This window comes from Okeania sp. SIO3I5, assembly GCF_010672085.1.
Classification (GTDB): domain Bacteria; phylum Cyanobacteriota; class Cyanobacteriia; order Cyanobacteriales; family Microcoleaceae; genus Trichodesmium.
On sequence record NZ_JAAHHT010000026.1, the window covers coordinates 1 to 15,153 of the forward strand.

The 15,153-nt window shown below is 34.0% G+C and carries 11 protein-coding genes and 1 pseudogene; 4 read left to right on the forward strand and 8 right to left on the reverse strand.

What is annotated here, in order from left to right:
* Positions 1–647, forward strand: a pseudogene (locus tag F6K40_RS08020) (hypothetical protein); the annotation flags it as partial.
* Positions 648–720: 73 nt separating this feature from the next.
* Here F6K40_RS08020 and F6K40_RS08025 read toward each other — a convergent pair.
* Both F6K40_RS08025 and F6K40_RS08030 read right to left on the reverse strand, forming a co-directional pair.
* The gene (locus F6K40_RS08025; RefSeq protein WP_293133877.1) at positions 721–1,278 is read right to left on the reverse strand and encodes a nucleoside/nucleotide kinase family protein; all 558 of its coding nucleotides are present in this window, start codon (positions 1,276–1,278) and stop codon (positions 721–723) included.
* A 110-nt stretch (positions 1,279–1,388) separates the two neighbouring features.
* The gene (locus tag F6K40_RS08030) at positions 1,389–1,541 is read right to left on the reverse strand and encodes a hypothetical protein (RefSeq protein ID WP_293133879.1); all 153 of its coding nucleotides are present in this window, start codon (positions 1,539–1,541) and stop codon (positions 1,389–1,391) included.
* A 536-nt stretch (positions 1,542–2,077) separates the two neighbouring features.
* Here F6K40_RS08030 and ccmO point away from each other — a divergent pair.
* Complete coding sequence (gene ccmO, locus F6K40_RS08035; RefSeq protein ID WP_293133881.1) at positions 2,078–2,860, forward strand: beta-carboxysome assembly protein CcmO; 783 nt, start codon at positions 2,078–2,080, stop codon at positions 2,858–2,860.
* Between the two features lie 797 nt (positions 2,861–3,657).
* On the opposite strand, the gene F6K40_RS08040 is transcribed toward ccmO, so the two are convergent.
* The 3 genes from F6K40_RS08040 to F6K40_RS08050 form a co-directional block, all read right to left on the reverse strand.
* A complete protein-coding gene (locus F6K40_RS08040; RefSeq protein ID WP_293133883.1) occupies positions 3,658–3,816 on the reverse strand; it encodes a hypothetical protein in 159 nt (52 codons plus the stop codon).
* A 170-nt stretch (positions 3,817–3,986) separates the two neighbouring features.
* Entirely contained in the window at positions 3,987–6,341 is a 2,355-nt protein-coding gene (locus F6K40_RS08045; protein ID WP_293133885.1) for a PhoX family protein, read from the reverse strand.
* Positions 6,342–7,966: 1,625 nt separating this feature from the next.
* Positions 7,967–8,494, reverse strand: coding sequence for a hypothetical protein (locus F6K40_RS08050; RefSeq protein WP_293133888.1), 528 nt, complete (start codon positions 8,492–8,494; stop codon positions 7,967–7,969).
* Between the two features lie 925 nt (positions 8,495–9,419).
* Between F6K40_RS08050 and F6K40_RS08055 the strand changes: the two genes are divergently transcribed.
* Positions 9,420–10,124, forward strand: coding sequence for a TVP38/TMEM64 family protein (locus tag F6K40_RS08055; RefSeq protein WP_293133891.1), 705 nt, complete (start codon positions 9,420–9,422; stop codon positions 10,122–10,124).
* A 686-nt stretch (positions 10,125–10,810) separates the two neighbouring features.
* A complete protein-coding gene (locus F6K40_RS08060) occupies positions 10,811–11,038 on the forward strand; it encodes a hypothetical protein (protein ID WP_293133894.1) in 228 nt (75 codons plus the stop codon).
* 922 nt (positions 11,039–11,960) lie between these two features.
* Here the strand turns inward: F6K40_RS08060 and gatB are convergent.
* The 3 genes from gatB to F6K40_RS08075 form a co-directional block, all read right to left on the reverse strand.
* On the reverse strand, positions 11,961–13,445 hold the full coding sequence (gatB, locus tag F6K40_RS08065) for an Asp-tRNA(Asn)/Glu-tRNA(Gln) amidotransferase subunit GatB (protein ID WP_293133896.1): 1,485 nt from the start codon (positions 13,443–13,445) through the stop codon (positions 11,961–11,963).
* 643 nt (positions 13,446–14,088) lie between these two features.
* A complete protein-coding gene (locus F6K40_RS08070) occupies positions 14,089–14,496 on the reverse strand; it encodes an SRPBCC family protein (RefSeq protein ID WP_293133898.1) in 408 nt (135 codons plus the stop codon).
* A gap of 25 nt (positions 14,497–14,521) precedes the next feature.
* Complete coding sequence (locus F6K40_RS08075; protein ID WP_293133900.1) at positions 14,522–14,944, reverse strand: hypothetical protein; 423 nt, start codon at positions 14,942–14,944, stop codon at positions 14,522–14,524.
* Positions 14,945–15,153: the final 209 nt, after the last annotated feature.

A 15,153-nucleotide genomic window follows, 5' to 3' on the forward strand; every position in this document is an offset into this window, starting at 1 on the left:
GAGTTTTATTAGTTGGTAAAAGTAAGATTGGCTCTAATGTTTGTGTTGGTTCTTTGACAACTATTATAGAACAAGATTTAGAATCAGAGAAAGTTGTGTTACCTGCTTCTATTATTGGTAACTCAGGGAGAGAAATATTAGACGATAATACTACATTTACACCAACTAAAACACATTTACTGAAAAATCAAAATTCATCTAAAAATGCTCATGTATTGGATGAAACTTATGAAAATAATTATGTTTCAAATTTAGAAAATACTGCTTTATCTCCAGAGACAAATCAAACGGAAACTGAACCAGATAATACTCAATTACAATTAGCAAATACTGTTTCATCTCCAGAGGAAAATCAAACAGAAATTGAACCAGATAAGACTCAATTACAATTAGTAAATACTACTTCATCCCCAGAGGAAAATCAAACAGAAACTGAACCAGATAAGACTCAATTACAATTAGTAAATACTGCTTCATCCCCAGAGGAAAATCAAACAGAAACTGAAACAGATAAAACTCAATTACAAGAAGAACCATTTCCAAATATTGATCCTCAAATTTATGGTAAGGATTATGTCAACCAGATAATGAAGACTTTATTTCCTTATAAGAATTCAAGGAATTCTCATCCTGATGATGAAGACTAAAATATATTGTCAAGAATGATTTTGACGTAAAGGAGATATATCAAGAAAGTGTGAGAATTATAAGATAAACAGATCATAAGGTGTGAACTCCAAGGGGAATGTCATAATTTTTAGTTGGTAGATCATTATCAATTACTAATGAAGCTACTTTTTGAGGATTATCTTGTTTAAAATGAATAGTTTGAGCTGGAAAATATGTCGTTTGATAATCATAAATAGTTTGCTCTTTTGTTAAACCCTCTTGTCTTCTTGATAATGCTCTTTTCAAAGTAGTTTCAAAGCTACAATTGAGCCAAAGTTTAAAGTCATATTCTTTGATAAATGGCTCTTTAAACAGAAATATTCCTTCAATAATAATAATGTCTATATTTTGGAAATCATAAATATATGAATAAAAATTATCTGTTTTAATATCGATTAGCTCGGCTTCCAAGCGAATTGATTTTTGAGATTTAAGAGGGATAATTAATGAGTTAAAAAGTTCTTCCCAACGAAAAGCATTTTCATAAAAATGTTGAGCTGAATTTATTTCATTAAATCTAATATCTTGAGAGTTATGCCAAGCATCAAGACTAACCAAAGCAACTTTTAAACTTTTGGCTTGCAATAAATTAAATACTTCATTTGCCACTACTCCTTTACCGAAAAATTTTGGTTTAAAGCCTCCCCTTTTAAGGGGATAATAAATAAAAATTTTCCTTTTAGTCAATCCTCTTCTTTTCAAGGAGAGGTAATTATTAATTATTCATTATTCATTATTAATTGTTGAACTGAGCCATCAATACCACTAATAGCAACCAGTAAACTTTGAGTATTAGGAATTCGAGAACCCATCTGTACTATTTGATTAACGGCATTTTGAATATTATTTAGCAAAACTTGAGGTAACTTCATCTTTAAATTTTCCTATCTGTTATAGCAATTTAATTAGCTATCAGCTTTTAGCATTCAGCAACGCCGAAAATTTATGTTTGACAAGAACACATTTTTTTAGTAGTAGATAAGATCAAATCCTCTGGCAATGAAAGTATTATAAAAAACCGGGCTTATGGGGGGTAGATGTTAGTATAGTGGAGTATTTAATAAAAATATGGTTTCTATGTTTATTTATACCGATACTACCGAATTTGATATAACTTGATCATTATAAATAAAATATAATATAATCTAAAATTAAGTAGAGACATACCTAAAAAACTTTCTATCTTGCAGGGACAATAAAGTGATTAATAATCTCTAAAAATTAACTTCCTTAATCTCAGAAACTCCCACTGGTGAGAGTTTAACTGTAATTTTAGGTGAACTAAACCAGTTTATATTTTCAATTTCATATATATATAAAATTCCCAAATTAGCCCTAAAGACCATCAGCTAGGATGTTGGAAAGATTTAGGTGGGTTAACTGCTACGCCGAAGTCAAGAGGTAGAAAATGAAAATACAAACCCACAATAATTATAAGCTAGACTCTATTGAATCCCCAACCAAGTTTGGAGATTCAGCTCTTGGTTTAGTAACAACTCGAAGTTTTCCGGCCATAGTTGGTACTGCTGATATGATGCTAAAGTCATCTGGCGTAATTTTGGTAGGGTATGAAAAAATTGGTAGTGGATATTGTACGGCGGTAGTTCGCGGTGGTATAGCAGATGTTCGTTTAGCGGTAGAGTCTGGAGCAGAAACAGCCGAAAAATTTGGACAACTTATTTCTAAAACTGTCATTCCTCGACCTTTACCTAATTTAGAACTTGTATTACCTATTGGCAGTCTTTTATTTAAACTATCTCAAGGTAAAATTTCTGCTGAGTTTAGAAATAAGGCAGTTGGTTTGATAGAGACTAGAGGTTTTCCAGCAATGGTGGGAGCTTGTGATGCTATGCTGAAATCTGGTGATGTACAGTTAACTGCTTATGAAACTACAGGTGCGGGTTTATGTACTGCTATTGTTCGGGGTTCGGTTTCTAATGTGGCGATCGCTGTAGAAGCAGGAATGCACGAAGCTGAAAGAATTGGAGAGTTAAATGCTGTAATGGTAATTCCTAGAGCATTGGATGATTTAGAAAGAACATTGCCTATAGCTAATTCTTTGATTGAAGAAAAACTTGAACCTTTACGTTTACCAATGGCAGTTAAGGAGAAAGAAAAGGAACTGGTAAGATTACCTGATTTTTCTCAACTTCCTTTACCGATGCAAGAAGAAGTTAAGGATAAATTATAAATTATAGACATCTCCAGAAAAGTGTTTCAAGTCAAAAGTAGCGAACTGACACAGCTAAAACTTTGCATTAAGCTTTTTCTTTTAATTCTTGCTATGGCAAAGTTTCACTACTTTTTTTCTCATACAACATTTAAAGTGCGTTGGTTGAGTATGGCTTGTGACGACGGATTTCGGAATCCTTTTCATAATCTGATTTTCAGCCCTATAAGACATCCTACTGGCGCTATTGTGTATAGAGCAAGAATTGATTCATTTCCTGAAGCACTCCGCCAGAGGGGATGGATAGTAAAATTTCTCTTCTATTGCGTATAGAGCAAGAGTTAATTCATTTCCTGAAGCACTCCGCCAGAGGGGATGGATAGTAAAATTTCTCTTCTATTGCGTATAAAGCAAGAGTTAATTCATTTCCTGAAGCACTCCGCCAGAGGGGATGGGTAGTAAAATTTCTCTTCTATTGCGTATAGAGCAAGAGTTAATTCATTTTCTGAAGCACTCCACTAGAGGGGATAGATAGTGAAATTTCTCTTCTATTGCGTATAAAGCAAGAGTTAATTCATTTCCTGAAGCACTCCGCCAGAGGGGATGGGTAGTAAAATTTCTCTTTTATTGCGTATAAAGCAAGAGTTAATTCATTTCCTGAAGCACTCCACCAGAGGGGATGGATAGTAAAATTTCTCTTCTATTGCGTATAGAGCAAGAGTTAATTCATTTCCTGAAGCACTCCACCAGAGGGGATGGATAGTAAAATTTCTCTTCTATTGCGTATAGAGCAAGAGTTGATTCATTTCCTGAAGCACTCACTCCACCAGAGAGGATAGATAGTAAAATTTCTCTTCTATTGCGTATAAAGCAAGAGTTAATTCATTTCCTGAAGCACTCCGCCAGAGGGATGGATAGTAAAATTTCTCTTCTATTGCGTATAGAGCAAGAGTTGATTCATTTCCTGAAGCACTCACTCCACCAGAGAGGATAGATAGTAAAATTTTCGTACTGGACTGACAAGCTTTAAATGTTGCATTAAAAAAAAATCGTTAAACCTCGCTATAACAAGAATTATACAAAAAAACTAATGCACAGTTTTAGCTGTGTCAGTCCACTACTAAACCTTCTAGCGTCAAGTTAAATTTTAAACAAAGGCACCACCGTCTCTACGAGTAACACCAATTACAGAAGGTCTTGGGGGTAATAAACCATTAAAACTACCTCCAGGATTTCCTACATATCCTATATTGCTAGGCCAACTACTACCACGAGGTACACTTCGTGCCTGATTGAATAAACTTGTACCATCCAAACTTAACATCTCAATAGTACGACCTAGTATAACTCCATCCCCAATAGGAGAACTTTCACCAGGATGCTGTACAGCTAATAGTAGAGTTTCATCTACACCACTACGATTTCTGATAAAGTATGGTCCAGTCATTTCGCAACGAGGAGGGCCATAAGCAAAAGGTACAACTAATCCAGCATTAGGTCCAACAACAGGAATGTAGAACAACCAGTTATTACCAAATACTCCTGTCAAGCTAGAAATATTTCCAGTAGCAGTATGGTCAATCTCTCTTAGCTCTGCAGCAGCACCAGTTCTGAAACCATTATGGTTACTGGTAGACATATCAGTTACGCCCCAGATATTACCCAGAGTATCAATTTCTAGGTTATCTACATTAGCAAAACCTGCGCCATTAATAGCACCATCTTCTCCGCTATGCTCAAAAACTGACCAACTAAAAGTGGTACTTGTGGCATCGCTGTTTGTTTCAATGAATCGGTACAGACCACCAAACTGCTGAATGGCATTAATATCTGCGGAGTATTTACTCACAACAAATATTCTGGAGTCTGGATATCCATCTCCACCAGGTGCATTATCTGTATAGGCAATAAATAAACTACCATCACCAGGATGAACTTCCACATCTTCAGGACGAGAAGAAGGAGTACCACCTATTAAGTTAGAAGCTAAGAAAGCGTCGGATAAAATTGCACCTTGGCTAGAATAAAAATCTCCTAGAGTTCTACCTTGATAATCAGATAATACATTGTCATTAGTCAAGTCTACAATGAGAGATCCACCATCCTCAGTTGCTCCTGCAATACCAGCACGTTGAGGTAGGCGAATTCGACCATCTCTTTGAGCTTCACCAAAAGCATTCAATTCAGCTTCAGCAATTTCTCTTGGTGATAGAGGATTAGTTGGTGTACTAGGAACTAATGGAATCCATTGACCAGAACCATCACGATTTAATCGTGCCACATAAAGAGTACCTGCCTCAAATAATTGGCTATTGTTTGGATCAGTAGGACTGGAAACAATACCATTACTGATGAACTTATAAGTATGACCACCACGACGGTCATCTCCCATATAAGCTACTAATGGTCTACCTGCTTCTATTCTAAAAGCAATATTTTCATGGCGGAAACGACCTAAAGCTGTATGTTTTCTGTTTACGAAACTTGGGTCTGCTGGAGATATTTCTACCATCCAGCCATACTTTTCACCAACTAAACCAAAGGTAAAACCTATACCTTCTTCGTCATAACCAGTCTGAATACCATTAGGTTGTACAGCTTCAGTAACGCTTCCTTGGAAGTTTTCTTCTGCAGTCAGAATTGTACCCCAAGGGGTTGTACCACCAGAACAATTAAAGGCTGTACCAATAATTCTATTACCAAGTCCATCAGAACTTAGAGGAAATACTTCAGTAGCAGCAGGTCCGGTACCTATTAAGAAGTTTTGGTCTCCAGTTTGATAGCTAGCTGTACCCCAAGATGTGACGCTTTGATAACCATCTGAACGTTCAGAGTTAATTCCTAGTCCAGATAAGAGATGTACTCTACGGTTAGCATCATCTGCTACAGGAGTATAACGACCATTACTTTTTGTAATTCTGACAATAGATCCACCTTGGTTATAAGCAAACTCACCCAAGGTGAAGAGAGTGGGTTGAGATAAATCTAAACCTAATACTAGCTGGTCTGTAGTGGGGAAACCTGCTAGGTCATCACCACCTAGTAATGATGATATTGGATAAGAAACATACTCATGGTTCGCCCATAGGTAGCCATCATCTGGGTTACCATTAATAGGGATAAAACTGAGGTAGTCATTGTTATAACCAAAGTATTCTTCTTGGTTGGGAAATACGCGATCGCCCCAACCAACAATCACATACCTTTCATATTCGGGGGGTACTATAACATCATCAAAGTATTCGTATGATTGTAGTTGCACATCTACACCTGCTCCTATTGTATTTCCTCCTCCACCAATTCCTAAAGGTACGAAGCTAGGGCTATTTTCATAAGCTTCTAAAGGATGTGCCAATTTTAGGGGTGTAAAACTCAAACCTCCAGTTTGAGCTTGAGCTACTTCGGAGCTACCCAAAAAATTACCAATTTTTGGTGATAGTGCTGTAGCTGCTGCGCTACATCCGAAGAACATTAATAGTTTTCTACGAGTGAGTCTGGACATAAAACTCTATTTTTTGTTTCTCTCTTTGAGGTAAGTAGTGGATAGGGATTTTTGATGTATTACGGGCAATATTTTCAACCTGAATTTTGTTCATATTCTCAGTTTTTTTTATACTGCCTCCAGCAGTTTATCTATAACAATTTATCGTTAGTTTATAGTTTAATTAAATTTAGTTAAAGTGTTGTTTAAATTTAGGTTAATTGATCAATTAACCTAATATTTATACCATTTCGACCTGATGTTGCGCTTAATATAAAAATGAGAATAGTCAGTGTAATAAGGTCTGAGCAAAAATTATTAAGCGCATTGTTACAGAGAAATGGTATTAGGAATACAAAAGAAGAAAAATAGTAAACATTCAGCTTAAAGCAGTCAGCTAGAGCGCAAATAATAGACTTATGCGTGAAAGTTAAAAATAACATCAATTATTATCCATAAATTATCAATTAATTCTCTTTTTAGTTAAGTTTTCCCTATTTTATCGAGAGGTATAATGAATATCCTTGTCACGTTAAAGGAGTGTACTAAAGTTCAACTTATCCCACTATTCTAAAAATGCTGATTTACTTAAGTAAAATTTTTCTGAAAAGCTGGATTTTTCGTTTTTATATTTAAGAGTATTTGGGCTTTTCAACAAAAATATTATTGGTGGGATAGGTTCTCTTAACTTTTAATTATCTCTCAATTTCAAGGGTTGCTTTTACCTCTTTAGCTGATAGCTAATAGCTGATGTCTGAATGCTTAAGAAAAATAACTTTACCTCAGTAACTTGAGGAACACTATATTATATAAAATATTATATAAAATATAAAAAAGAATGCTACCAATAATTTAGGTGGTTAAAAGACTTTACTTAAGACTTTTCAATTTAACTAAAAACAGAATTTGAATGTAATAAATGTGTAATAAATCAATGATATATAGGCTATTCATACTGAATTTTGACTCCTTGAAACACCCTAAGTATTTGTAGTAAAAATTTTAGTATTTCATATTAATTAGCTATCAACTATCAGCCTAAAAATTTGTGCATAGAATTAGGGCTTGCTGATTAAATTTTAAAGTGTTTACATATCAAGCTTTTGGTCTTTTTAAGTCTTGAAAAAGTAGGATATTTTGAGTTGAAAAGCCTCAAAATGTTAGTATTTTAGACGCATAGTTGGACAGAGCAATTGAGGAACAATTCTAACTCCTACCTCCTCTAAATCCCTATTCCTATTCCTATTCCTATTTCTACTGACTACTACAAAGAGCAAAAATACTTTTGAGCGCAAACCCTAATTAGGTATCTAAAAGCTTGGATCATAATCCCCGACTTCTAGCTTGTCGTCTAATTTTAGGAGGGTTGAATAATGGATAATGGATAATTACCTCTCCCTAAAAGGGAGAGGATTGACGCGGTAGGGAAAAAATTTATTTCTCTTGGTTAATTGGATATGGTTAGGTAACCCATCCATCCCATCCTACGGACTGCTCCGCAAACAACCGCTCTCTTGGGGAGGCTTTAAATCTGAATTATCTAATTATTTAATTGTTTAATTCTTTAATTGTTTCGGTAAAAATTTTCTTCTAAAAAAGCTGACTGCTGTTTGCGGAGCATTCCGTCAGGAAAAGCTTTTTAATAGTTAATCATCTATTATTTTCGGGTCATCTTCATCAGTGGGAAATATGGGAGAAGATGAAGGTCTTTGTCTAGGAGATTTCTTTTGAGGTTGAGGAATTGTTGGTTGAGAATCAGGTGATGGTCGAGGTGGAGCAGGAACTTGAGGAGAAGAATTAGGAACTTGAGGTTGATTATCAGAAATATCGCTATTATCATCAAACTTTAATAACAATTTAGCATCGGCAAAATATCTAGTAAAATCATCAATCTTAGGATTATTTTGCCATTCTGCACGAGATACAGTAGAACGGATAACAGGTACTATTTGACTTCTACGTTCTCCTAATATAGTAATAGTAATTTCTGTAATTTCTGGATTATTGGCAAATTCTTGATTAATTCTTTCTTGGGCTAAATTTTCTGCTTGTTGCACCAGAATATTATAAGAGTTATTATCATTAGAATCTATCAAAATACTGGTATTTTTTGTAGATGCTAAAACCGTTAAGTTGGTTATTAAAAGACTAGCTAATGTGAAGATTATATTCAATAAAATACGATAATATAAATTCATTGACCTTTAGTGAAGTCTGTTCAATAATTAATAATTAATAATTAGCTCTTCTGTTATAGAAGGATTGGTTAAAAGAAATTTTTTTTCTTCTCAAGGGGAGATTGGATATGGTTAGGTAACCCATCCACGCCATCCTACGGAATGCTCCGCAAATAACCGCTTTTTTAACATTGATAAGGAGAGGCTTTAAACCTTATTTTTTCGGTAACATACATAAAAATTTATACCCTACTTTAGCCAACAATAGTTAAAATCTGATTAAATTTTGGTTAAATTTTGAATGGCATTATATTTTTCAATTTTATAGCAAAGAAAGAATTGGTTAAGATAATTACTGATGATGAATCAAAATCCCGGAAATGTTTTTTCAACTGTTCCCAATTAAGTGTTACCAGTTCAGCAATTAACAATTAACCACAATCTTTCGGTAAGAATAGAAAATAAGAAAAGCAACTATACCTCAGTAACTTGAGAAACCCTATATATATCTATAATTTATTCTCAGTAAAAATTCATAGTTAACTCAGATTATCATAATTTTAAGATGATATTATGTGAATTTATATAGCAATCAGGAATGATTTATGAGATATTTAAAAACGATTCAAATAAATCTAAATCCTTTTATATTCTGACTCCTGACTCCTGACTCCTGACTCCTAATTACTACTAAAATCTCACAACTGAAACATGATTGCTATAGTTATATATAAATTCATTGAATATAACAGGTAAAACTCTGTCAATAAATATGGCAGAAACATTGAAGATTTTTTTTGCATATCAGACCTAAATCTAGTCGTTCAAAAAAATTTCAAACTTTTTCCTGTTATTTACTTTCACAAACAAAATATATAAAGCAGATTGAGAATGATAAATATAATTATAACTACTCCTGCTTATGAAAAATTCAAGAAAAATAGGCAAGTTTCTTTTGTTATTTATTCTAGTTATAAGCCTAATTATTACAAGCAAAAAATTTAATATACCGGAACTTTTAAGAAATACATTAATATGGATTGAAACTCTAGGCTTCTGGAGTCCTATAACTTTCATCATTATTTATAATTTAGCGACTTTGCTATTAATTCCTGGTTCTGTTTTGACCCTGGGAGGAGGAGTAATATTTGGAATTTTTTGGGGGTCAATTTATGTCTTTTTGGCTTCAATTTTGGGAGCTACAATAGCTTTTCTAATTGGCAGATACATATCTCGTGATTGGGTTTCTCAAAAATTAAGTAAATATCCAAAGTTCCATGCTATCGACCAAGCTGTTGTAAAAGAAGGATTGAAAATTGTATTTTTAACTAGACTTTGCCCATTGTTTCCTTTTAATCTTTTGAATTATGCTTTTGGTGTAATGCAGGTTTCTTTTAAAGATTATTTTTTGGGGTCTCTAGGTATGATTCCAGGAACATTGATGTATGTTTATCTTGGTTCTTTAATGGGGGATATTGCTTTAATTGGTACTTCTCAACAACCTACAAGTTTTACTGTGGAAGTAACTAAATGGATAATTAATATAGTTGGTTTAATTGCTACAGTTGCTATAACTATTTATTTAACTCGACTAGCTAAAAAGGCTTTAGAAGACAGTATTAATTAATATTCTGATATTTCAGCAAAAAACGAATTAATTTAATATCAAAAAGTAGAGAAATCGGGTTTCTATTAAGTTCACTACTATACTAATATCTACCTCCTATAAACCTGGTTTCTTATAGGACTCATTTGGGATTTTTACATTGATTTTCCTTTCTACAACATTCACTCCGAGCTGAGAAACTAGAATATTTTGTGTTGAATAAAAAGTCAGGCATATAGGCGAACGACCCCAGTTAATCTTTATAATATCGCAAAAATTGCGAGGATGCAACTGCAAATTCTTTGAGGCGCGATTTTTTTCATTAGCTCTCAGAAAATGAGAATGTTTGTGGTTTTCCACTTAAGAGTGATGTATGGAAAGATTTGATGAGGGAAAAGCAAGTATTTTGGGAGGCTCCACTTTCTGGAAAACTTTTCTGCTATTGCTCCTGGGGAAAATTCCTGAATGTGACTGATTGTCTATGAGTAAGGAAATTTGATTGAACAAAAAATCAAGCATATAGGCGAAGGACTCCATTCAATCTTTATAATATCGCAAAAATTGCGAGGATGCAACTGAAAATTCTTTGAGACGCGATTTTTTTTAGGTAGCTCTCTAAAATGAAAATGTTGGTGATTTTCCACTCAAGAGCAGTGGATGGAAAGATTTGATGAGGGAAAAGCAAGTATTTTTGGCAGCTTCAGAGGATGAAAACATTTCTGGTATTGCTCCTAAGAAAAATTCCTGAATCTGAGTTCCTGAATATGAGCGATCGCGGAGGCGAGATTTTTTTAGGAGCTTCAGAAAATGAAAATGTTGGTGATTTTCCACTCAAGAGTGATGGATGGAAAGATTTGATGAGGGAAAAGCAAGTATTTTTGGCAGCTTCAGAGGATGAAAATATTTCTGGTATTGCTCCTGGGAAAAATTCTTGAATGTGAGTGATTGTCTATCACTAAGGTAAGTTGGTTGAATAAAAAGTCAGGCATATAGGCGAGCAATCCCAGTTAATCTTTATAATATCACAAAAAATGTGAGGAAGGAAGGGAAAATTCTTTGAGACGCGATTTTTTTCAGGAGCTTCAGAAAATGAAAATGTTAGTAATTTTCCATTCAAGAGCAGTGGATGGAAAGATTTGATGAGGGAAAATCAAGTATTTGAGAAAGCTCCACAGGATGAAAATATTTCTGGTATTGCTCCTGGGAAAAATTCTTGAATGTGAGTGATTGTCTATCAGTAAGGTAAGTTGGTTGAATAAAAAGTCAGGCATATAGGCGAACAACCCCAGTTAATCTTTATAATATCACAAAAAATGTGAGGAAGGAAGGGAAAATTCTTTGAGACGCGATTTTTTTCAGGAGCTTCAGAAAATGAAAATGTTGGTGATTTTCCATTCAAGAGCAGTGGATGGAAAGATTTGAATGATGGGAAAAATCTGATTCTAATCTTAAAAGTAGGGGATTCAATAATGGATAATGGATAATTGATAATTGATAATTGATAATTACCTCTTCCTTTTAGGGAGAGGATTGAATAAAAGGAAAATTTTTTCTTCTCTTGGTCGATTGGATATGGCTAGGTTTCCTCAGCATCCCACCCTACGGGAAACTGCGTTAACGACCGCTTTTTTATTCTTGCTCATGAGAAGCTTTAAACCTTAATTATTCGGTAAGTAAGAGACAATTTTTCAATCTTTTTCTTATATTGCCTCTATTCCACTCCCGACTCATAATTCAAAAAATTTGACGCGGATAAATTTACCAAATAGCTTCAATAAACCATCAAAGCAACCAGATTTAATCTTAGGTGTAGGTGATTCAGCAATAGATTTTCCTAGCACCTAACACCTAATACTTCTACCCTTCTAATTTCTTACTAATTAATTGATTTGTCATCTTTGGATCGGCACGACCTTGTGTTTTTTTCATTACTTGCCCAACAAAGAAACCTTTGAGTTTTGTTTTACCACCACGATATTTTGCTAACTCTTCTGGATGTGCTGCTAAAACTTCATCAATAATTGCTTCGATCGCCTTAGTATCTGATATTTGAATCAGACCTTTTTTCTCCACTAATTCTTTAGGAGAACCACCTTTTGATAATAATTCTGGCAGAATATCCTTAGCAATTTTACCACTAATAGTACCATCTTCAATAATTGTGACTAACTCAGCCAAATTATCAGGTTTCAGACCAATATCATTAATACTAATCTTTTCATTTTTCAAAAAAGCAGTAATATCTCCCATTACCCAGTTAGCTGCTTGTTTAGAATTTCCACCTGCTGCAACTGTAGCTTCAAAATATTTTGCTACATTAGAGTCGTCAGTCAGTACCCGAGTATCATAAGCAGATAAACCTAACTGACTTTCATAACGCTGACGTTTGTGTGCGGGTAACTCTGGTAACTCAGCTTTCCAAGTATCTAACTGCTGAGTCGATACCTCAATAGGTGGAATGTCAGGTTCGGGAAAATAACGATAGTCACTAGAACCCTCTTTAACCCTCATACTAATAGTACGTTGAGAACCCTCTTCCCAAAGCCTAGTTTCTTGGACAATTTTTTCTCCTGCTTCAATAGCTTCCGTTTGCCTTTCTATTTCATATTCGATCGCCCGTTGTATGGCACTAAAGGAATTCATATTTTTGATTTCTACTTTTGTGCCAAATTCTTTTTGGCCTACAGGTCGCACAGAAACATTTACATCACACCGCAGGGAACCTTCTTGCATATTACCATCACTAACTCCAAGGTAACGAACAATTCGTCTTAGTTCTTGAGCATATTCGGCAGCTTCAACTCCAGAACGCATATCCGGTTCTGAGACAATTTCGATTAATGGCACACCAGCACGGTTGTAGTCCACCATTGAATAAGTTGAACCAGATAAGCGATCGCTACCTCCATGGACTAACTTACCCGCATCTTCCTCCATGTGTAGTCTAGTAATACCAATTTTTTTACGAGTTGCACTACCATCCTCGTCTACCATCTCTATTTCTAGCGAACCATGTTCGGCGATGGGTAAGTCATACTGAGAAATTTGATAATTTTTTGGTAAGTCTGGGTAAAAATATTGTTTCCGGTCAAATTTACTGTAGGGTGCAATTTGACAATTTAGGGCCAATCCTGCTTTGACGGCATATTCTAGAACTTTTTGATTAAGTACGGGTAATACTCCTGGCATTCCCATACATATTGGATCGATGTTAGTATTGGGGGTTGCACCAAATTCTGTGGAGGAATTGGAGAAAATTTTAGTTTGGGTACTAAGCTGACAATGGGTTTCTAGACCAATAATAGCTTCATACTCTGTTTTAATTTTTACAGTTGTGGTCATTTCAGTTATCAGTTATCAGTTATCAGTTATTAGTACCTCTAGCTGAAGCCGAGGATTGAGACTTTCTTTTTTAATTTATCTAAAATTATAGCATTAATTTTTCGATGATAAATAAAAATTAAAGGTAAGTATTGAGCATTCAGCTATCAGCTATAAGTTATTAACTGATTATCAGACTGAAGGAGAATTAAAACTTATTAATAAAAAGGAAAGGTCATAAGCTAATCGAAGTCAAGTCCTGTAGGTTCAAAAGCAAAATGCAAGTGCATTCTACAGTAAAAGCTGAATGCTGAATACTAATAGCTGAATCCTTACAATTAAAGAATAAAAATAATAACTGATAACTGTCATTTCAGTTATTAATACCTCTGGCTGAAGCCGAGGGTTTAGTCCTTATTTTTTTGTCAGGAAAATTCGGGCATAAGTAAGAATTATTCAAAGCATTTTTACCGATAAATTGTACTAGAAAGCAATCTTATTAAGATAGCAATCCTCAAATAAGTTGTCACAATTCAAAAACTATAAATAAATTCCTAAATTCTTGTTTACTGCTGACAAACTTATTCCCGAAAAGGGATAATATTTATACAAAAAAAAATTGAATAGGATTGCTAGAGAATTATGTACTTTGCTTCTTCTTTATTTATGATTCTACGAATTTTTTTAAAGCTAAAAGTGTTTGAGATAAAGTTCTTTTCATTTGAGAACCTAACAAAAGTGAAAAAATATACTTGAAAATTCCTAAAAACAAAATTCTATGTGTTACTAAAGTTTTACTTTCAAATGGTTCAAGAATATGTTCAAACCTGATAGTACATAAAGGTGATTTTGATTCATTAATAAACAACTTATTCTTAATTACTTTGACTAACCTAATTTGAACGTGCCCAGATTGAGTTTGTAAATCAATCAATGAATTATCAGCAAAATCTCCATGAAGATGTGCATATTTAGTATCTGGGTCCCAATTTGACCATTGGTTTACTTCTGAATAAACTTTAAAGATATTTTCTGGATTGGCATTAATTTCTATTTTGGATTCAAGTTGCATTATTTGTATACCTCCGAATAAATTTTCAGTAAATAAAATAAATACATATTCTAGTGCTATTTTGTACTATAGGAAGAGTCTTTAAAACTTGATTTTGTATTGATTTAGCAAGTTCGGGATAAAATTTATGGTGGAGAACTGAAGATTGTCTAAATTTTTTTACTTGATTGGTGCTTTTATTGTGAACTGAAGAGTCGGTAAAATTATTTTGATTCTTGATAGCAACTGTGACTACTGCTTCTAGTTCTTGAGGTGCCAATAAATTATCAATTTGCAGATATTTTATAGGTAAAATTTTGGATTGATTTTGATTTGAGGTTGACTGAGAAAAGTTGGGCATAAATGTCGGTATTTTCGAGGTAGCAGGTGCAGCAATACTGCTATTAGCTGAAGTTATTGGATTTTGAGTAGTTCTTTGAGTAGATTGAACTATTTCTAATATTCGCAAAGCAATCTCTACTCTTTCTGCTAATGGTATGTTTTAGTTATCAAGAATGGTTTCTAGGAAATCAACAGACTTAGTTGCTAGTTTTTGTAGTTTATCTACAGGCATATTGTTGGTAATTAATAGTTTTCTTCAGACATGATTTTTTAAGGAATTCAGAACTCTGAATTCAGACGTTATTTTTCTAACAATAATTTTTATAAACAATCCTA

Bases quoted from the DNA above. Each gene is read 5' to 3' on its own strand.
- F6K40_RS08030 (WP_293133879.1), bottom strand. From the start codon at position 1,541: ATGAAGTTACCTCAAGTTTTGCTAAATAATATTCAAAATGCCGTTAAT.
- ccmO (WP_293133881.1), top strand. From the start codon at position 2,078: ATGAAAATACAAACCCACAATAATTATAAGCTAGACTCTATTGAATCC.
- F6K40_RS08045 (WP_293133885.1), bottom strand. From the start codon at position 6,341: ATGTCCAGACTCACTCGTAGAAAACTATTAATGTTCTTCGGATGTAGC.
- F6K40_RS08055 (WP_293133891.1), top strand. From the start codon at position 9,420: ATGAAAAATTCAAGAAAAATAGGCAAGTTTCTTTTGTTATTTATTCTA.
- F6K40_RS08060 (WP_293133894.1), top strand. From the start codon at position 10,811: ATGAAAACATTTCTGGTATTGCTCCTAAGAAAAATTCCTGAATCTGAG.
- gatB (WP_293133896.1), bottom strand. From the start codon at position 13,445: ATGACCACAACTGTAAAAATTAAAACAGAGTATGAAGCTATTATTGGT.
- F6K40_RS08070 (WP_293133898.1), bottom strand. From the start codon at position 14,496: ATGCAACTTGAATCCAAAATAGAAATTAATGCCAATCCAGAAAATATC.